At 67.0% G+C, this 5,400-nt stretch carries 4 protein-coding genes; 2 read left to right on the plus strand and 2 right to left on the minus strand.

The window, feature by feature from the left end:
- The first annotated feature begins 182 nt into the window (after positions 1-182).
- Positions 183-1,316: a glycosyltransferase family 4 protein gene (locus tag MJ783_RS14545; protein ID WP_239310977.1), complete on the plus strand. Its 1,134-nt coding sequence runs from the start codon at positions 183-185 to the stop codon at positions 1,314-1,316.
- Entirely contained in the window at positions 1,313-1,987 is a 675-nt protein-coding gene (locus MJ783_RS14550) for a protein tyrosine phosphatase (RefSeq protein ID WP_305039495.1), read from the plus strand. The genes MJ783_RS14545 and MJ783_RS14550 overlap by 4 nt, the downstream gene beginning before the upstream one ends.
- Here the strand turns inward: MJ783_RS14550 and MJ783_RS14555 are convergent.
- Both MJ783_RS14555 and wecB read right to left on the minus strand, forming a co-directional pair.
- Positions 1,926-3,620: a bifunctional diguanylate cyclase/phosphodiesterase gene (locus tag MJ783_RS14555; RefSeq protein ID WP_239310978.1), complete on the minus strand. Its 1,695-nt coding sequence runs from the start codon at positions 3,618-3,620 to the stop codon at positions 1,926-1,928. The genes MJ783_RS14550 and MJ783_RS14555 overlap by 62 nt on opposite strands.
- Positions 3,621-4,103: 483 nt before the next feature.
- Positions 4,104-5,270: a non-hydrolyzing UDP-N-acetylglucosamine 2-epimerase gene (gene wecB, locus MJ783_RS14560; RefSeq protein WP_239310979.1), complete on the minus strand. Its 1,167-nt coding sequence runs from the start codon at positions 5,268-5,270 to the stop codon at positions 4,104-4,106.
- Between the last annotated feature and the right edge of the window lie 130 nt (positions 5,271-5,400).

Raw genomic sequence — 5,400 nt, forward strand, 5'->3', positions numbered from 1 at the left:
GACTCATACGCAGAGAGTCGCAGATCAAGAGATTGCCGAGAGGGACGCCGCGGTGCGTGTCGCAACGGAAGCGCACCCAGAAACGCACCCGAGCCCAGAGCTCAGCCACGACCCCGATGCGACACGGCGAAGAGTTGGCAACACAGGGAGTAATTTTACTGCTACATAAAGTGGCCATCCCGGTGGCACTCAAGAACGGACCTGAAGGAGTGGCGGACGACGTGGTGCTCTCGGCAGTGGTCGCGCTCCTGGTCACCATGACCATGACACCAATCGTGATCAATTGGATGCGCCGCCTTGCGGCAGTCGACCAGGTGACCGAACGATCGTCACACCTGGTGCCGACCTACCGAGGCGGCGGCGTGGCCGTCGCCCTCGGGCTGTTCACGGGAACGCTGGTCCCCGTCATCGATCCGGCGGTCACGCCCCCTCCTGAGATGTTCGTAGTGGTTGTCGCGGTCGCATTGTTCGGTCTCATCGGCCTCATCGAGGACGTCCACGGCGTCCCCGCACCGCGCCGGCTCGGCCTCCAGATAGCGGCGGCAGGTACGACGGTCGCAGCCTGGTTCGTTGTCACCCGCCCGGACCTCCCGGTCCAGCTCGTGCTGCCGGCCGCCTGCGCGGCTGCGGTGTGGATCACCGGTTTCACCAACTCTTTTAACTTCATGGACGGCATCAACGGTATCTCCGCTGGCCAGACCCTCGTGACCGGCATCGCCTTCGCGCTTGTCGGGCATTGGGAAGGGCTCGATACCCTGCGCTACGGCGGCGCCATGGCGGTCGGCGTCGCACTCGGTTTCGGCCCCTACAACTTCCCGCACGCAAAGATCTTTCTCGGTGACGTGGGCAGCTACGCCCTTGGCGCAATGATCGCCGTCCTGGCACTGATCGCGGTAGCGCACGGAGTCCGGCCCGAGACCGTTGTCGCGCCGCTTCTGGTCTACCTCGCTGACACGTCCTGCACCCTGGCGCGACGGATCCGCTCCGGCAAGGGCTGGTACACGCCGCACCGTGACCACGTCTACCAGCAGCTCACGGTGATGGGCGGATCACATACCCGCGCCACGCTACTCGTTTCAGCGCTGACCGCGGCCAGCGCCGCTTTCGGTCTTATCAGCTACAGCGCGGCACTTGCGGTACGACTCGGCTCCGCTGCCCTGGCCATCCTGCTCATCTGCGGATACCTCATGCTGCCTCGCCTCCTCCTGGCCACCAGACGTGCCAGGGCGGTCGCAGACAGGAGCGGGCGACTCCCGGCGGAGCACACCGGAGCCGAAGGACAGCCCGACCCGGCCCGCAACACGCCGGCGGCATGATGAGGTCTGGAGCCACCCCCATCGCGCCACCTCCCAGCGCTGTGCCCGCGCCGTGGCACGTGCTGATGGTCTGCAAGGGCAATCTTTGCCGGTCACCGACGGCCGAGTACGTCGCCGCCGCGGCGCTACGGGCCGGTCTGGGCGCCGAGAGGGATTCGGTGACCGTCAGCAGTGCCGGGACACACGCCCGTGCCTACGCACCCATGCACCCCCACACCGCGACAGTCCTCGCCGAACGAGGCCTCAACCCAGCTGGGTTCAGGGCGCACCGCATCGACGTCGACACGGTACGCAGCGCCGGCCTCGTGCTGTGCGCGGAGCGCAAACACCGCGGCATCGTTGTGACGATGGTGCCGAAAGCCGTGCGCCGTACCTTCACGCTGCGGGAGTTCGCCCGTCTGACCGCCGGAATCACCCTCGCGGACATCGTCTCCACCGGCCTCCCCTCTGACGGCGATGCGGCTGGCTCGCTGCCGGCATACGGGGACGCGCTGGTTGCCCTCGCGGTGGGGCGTCGGGGCCTGACCCGGCCTGAGCGTCCCACCGACGACGACATCGCCGACCCGATCGGAGCCTCGATCGAGGCATTTCGGTACTGCGCCGAACAGATCAGCGCCGCGCTGGCGCGGCCACTTGGGCTCCTGACTCTCGCCGCACGCATGACCGGCTGACCTCTACCGTCATATCCCCACCCATAATGATCATTTCCTGAAATAACCGAGGGTGCCGGGCCCACTGGCCCAACCAGGGCAGGACCTCGTCGCCGGTCATCGGCCGAGAGATGAAATAGCCCTGTGCCTCGTCGCATCCCCAGGCTGCCAACAGCGCCCACAACCGGATGGTCTCGACGCCTTCGGCGACCATCCGCAGCCGGAGCGTATGCGCCAGGGCAATAGCCGAACGAACGATCTCCGCGGCTGAAGTGTCCCACTCGATGTCACGAAGGAAGACCCGGTCGAGCTTGAGCTCATCCGCCGGAAGATCACGCAGGTAGGCCAGTGAGCAGTAGCCGGTGCCGTAATCGTCAAGGCTGACCCGGACGCCAAGCGCCCGTAATCGGGCGAGCGTGCGCTGGGCATCTTCACGCCGCGTCATCACAGAATCCTCGGTGATCTCCACGCAGAAGGCGGCGGGAGGGACTCCGGCCGCGCCGAGCGCATCGTGCACCACCGGTGCGAAGGTGGAGTCGACGATCACGGACACGGGAACGTTCACCGACACCGACAGCTCCGCCCCGGCCGCGCGCCAGCGTGCGCACTCGCTCAGTGCCATCCGCAGGACGAGCAAGGTCAGCTCCGGCATCAGACCCGCCGCTTCCATGTCGGGGAGAAAAATGTCCGGCGAGCGGACGCCGTCAGTGGGATGGCGCCATCGCACCAACGCCTCCATCCCGCTGACGCGGCCCGTGCGCAGATCCGCCTTGGGCTGGTAGCGCAGTTCGATCTGCCCGCCTTGAAGGCCCGCGCGAAGCTCAGTACGCAGCCGTAACTGGGCCGGGCTGGGCCGAACCAGCCGTGTGTCGTACATGCTGTGACCAGCACGCGCCTTCTTCGCTTCACGCAGGGCAATGGCGGCGTTACACAGCAATTCACCAACGTCGCGACCGTGCTCGGGAGCAACGGCGATACCGATCTTCGCCTCCAGCGGTACCCGCATCCCGGCCAGGACGAACGGCACCTCCAGAGCGTTGCGGACACGAGCCAACGTCTCGGCCGCCACTGTCCGGGCCCGCTGCGCATCGATGCCGTGCAGCAGCAGCACGAACTCGTCCCCACCGATTCGTGCGACGATATCCCTCGGCCTCCTGACCACGCTGATCCGCCGGCTTACCTCAATCAGTAGGCGGTCGCCGTATTCGTTCCCCAGGCTGCCGTTGATCTCATTGAACCGATCGATGTCGATCAGCAGTAGAACGAAGGAAACATAACCGGAGGATCCGGGCCGCGTACGCTCGGGGCCTCCGTCCCCTACGGAACAGCTGCCCGAGATATCAGCGAACGCATGAGTGGCCTGGTCGAGAAAGCCGTGCCGGTTGGCCAGGCCGGTCAGTTCGTCGACCCGCCCACACGCACGGCCGGGGCGGTCAGGCTGAATCTCGCGATCCGTGGGCCGGAAGCGGACAGCCAGTCCAGCCAGTTCAACCAGGAAGATCACAGCGGCGAGACACATACCGCTCCCCAGCAACGAGGCGAACTCGGCGTACGCCATCGGCCAGGCCAGCAGTGTCGCGACAATCAACAACATCGTCCAGACCGGGATGGCGGTGGCGACGAGACCGACAAGCGGCGCCGGTTCCGCCGTCATCGGCGCAATGCCTGCGCTAGCGGAACCGACCCGCTCGCCGGCCTGGCCCGGCGCGGTTACCCGTGTCGTTGAAAAGACATCCGCGGAAACAGTGGAAAGGGTGGAAGCAGCAGAATCAGCTGAAGAAACCCTCGGTAACATGTATCCATAGACAGCCCGGAGCCGCGCCCGACGGCCGGGCGCGAGCAGCTTCACCATTGAGCCGACGGCGTGGCCGCGGGCTTGTGGCCGAGACGGCCGCCACTGTGGACAAACATCATTTCCCCCGAAATGCAGACGTGCCGGATGCCTCACCTGAGATATCAGAGGATAACCCGCTGGACTCGTCCGGAATGCAGCGCTTCGGCGCCTCTCCGGAGCCTTTTCGCCCCGGCTGTCACCCGTACCACGGCCGTCCGTCTGGCACCGATCACACAATGCCTGAACACCGACGGCGTGGTCTGCCGAGGCGGCCACAATGTGGTCCGAACAACGGCCGGCGAACTACGGGGCGAACTGGCGGACGACAGCGACACCGCTGTCGCCGGTGGCCGGTTCGACAAGGACATCCGTCAGGATGTCGGTCGGCCGGCTGCCGGGCCGACCGTAGGCCCCCGCGAGAAGCACCTCCGCGATTCGCCTGCCAGCACAGCCATCCCACAGCGCGGGCCGCCGCGGTGGCGGCGGTGACGTGAGAGCGCTCTGCGCCGCCTCGACGATCCGTTCGGGATCGGTGCCGACGATCTGATTGGTACCTTCAGTGACAGTAATTGCGCGTTCCGTCGTGTCACGCAACGTCAGGCAGGGCACCCCCAGCACGGTCGTCTCCTCCTGGACCCCGCCGGAATCTGTCAGGACAAGCCGCGCTCCGGCCTGCAGAGCCAGGAAGTCGAGGTAGCCAGCGGGCGGAAGCGCCGTCACGCCCGCCGGGAGCCGGCCGTTGATGCGTGCCCGGGTCCGGGGATGCAGGGGGAAGATGAGTGGGCATCGCACTGCCACCGTTGCGAGGGCTCCGAGCAGGCCCGCAAGAACGTCCGCGTCGTCCACGTTGGACGGGCGGTGCAGCGTCACCAGTCCGTACCCGCCCGGTGCGAGGCCGAGTCGGGACAGCGTTGGCCCCTGCCGCGCCCGCTCGACGTTCGTGAGCAGGGTGTCGACCATGACGTTGCCGACGAGGTGGATCTGGTCCGGCCGGTAGCCCTCGCGCCGGAGGTTGTCCGCGGCCTCCGCGGACGGTACGAGCAGCAGGTCGGCGACTCGGTCCACCACCACCCGGTTGACCTCCTCCGGCATCGACCAGTCGCGGCTGCGCAGGCCGGCCTCGACATGGGCGAGCGGAACACCTGCCTTCGCCGCGACCAGCGCACAGGCCAGCGTGGAGTTGACGTCACCGACCACCACGACGACATCCGGGCGGACGTCCTCGAGCAGCGGCTCGAACGCCGTCATCACACCCGCGGTCTGGGCCGCGTGGCTGCCCGAACCGACCCCGAGGAAGTGGTCCGGGGTGGGCAGACCGAGCTCATCGAAGAACACACCACTCATTGCGCTGTCGTAGTGCTGCCCGGTGTGCACCAGCGTGGCCTGTGCGCCGCGGGCGACGATCGCGGCGAGAACCGGCGCGACCTTCATGAAGTTGGGTCGAGCAGCGGCGACGAAGAGCACATGCACGACGGACTCCCTGCGTGGTCGATGGCGCGGCCGGGCGAGGCTCCGGCCGCCGCGCCCGCAGTGTGCATACGGATCGTATCCAGATAGGCACGCTAAGCTCCAAAGCACTGACAGTGCGCGCCTAAGAGCG

Source organism: Protofrankia sp. Cj3 (assembly GCF_917627355.1).
GTDB lineage: Bacteria > Actinomycetota > Actinomycetes > Frankiales > Frankiaceae > Protofrankia.

What these genes read in the sequence shown, in the direction of transcription:
- MJ783_RS14555 (WP_239310978.1), bottom strand. Translation starts at nt 3,620, where the DNA reads ATGACGGCGGAACCGGCGCCGCTTGTCGGTCTCGTCGCCACCGCCATC.
- MJ783_RS14550 (WP_305039495.1), top strand. Translation starts at nt 1,313, where the DNA reads ATGATGAGGTCTGGAGCCACCCCCATCGCGCCACCTCCCAGCGCTGTG.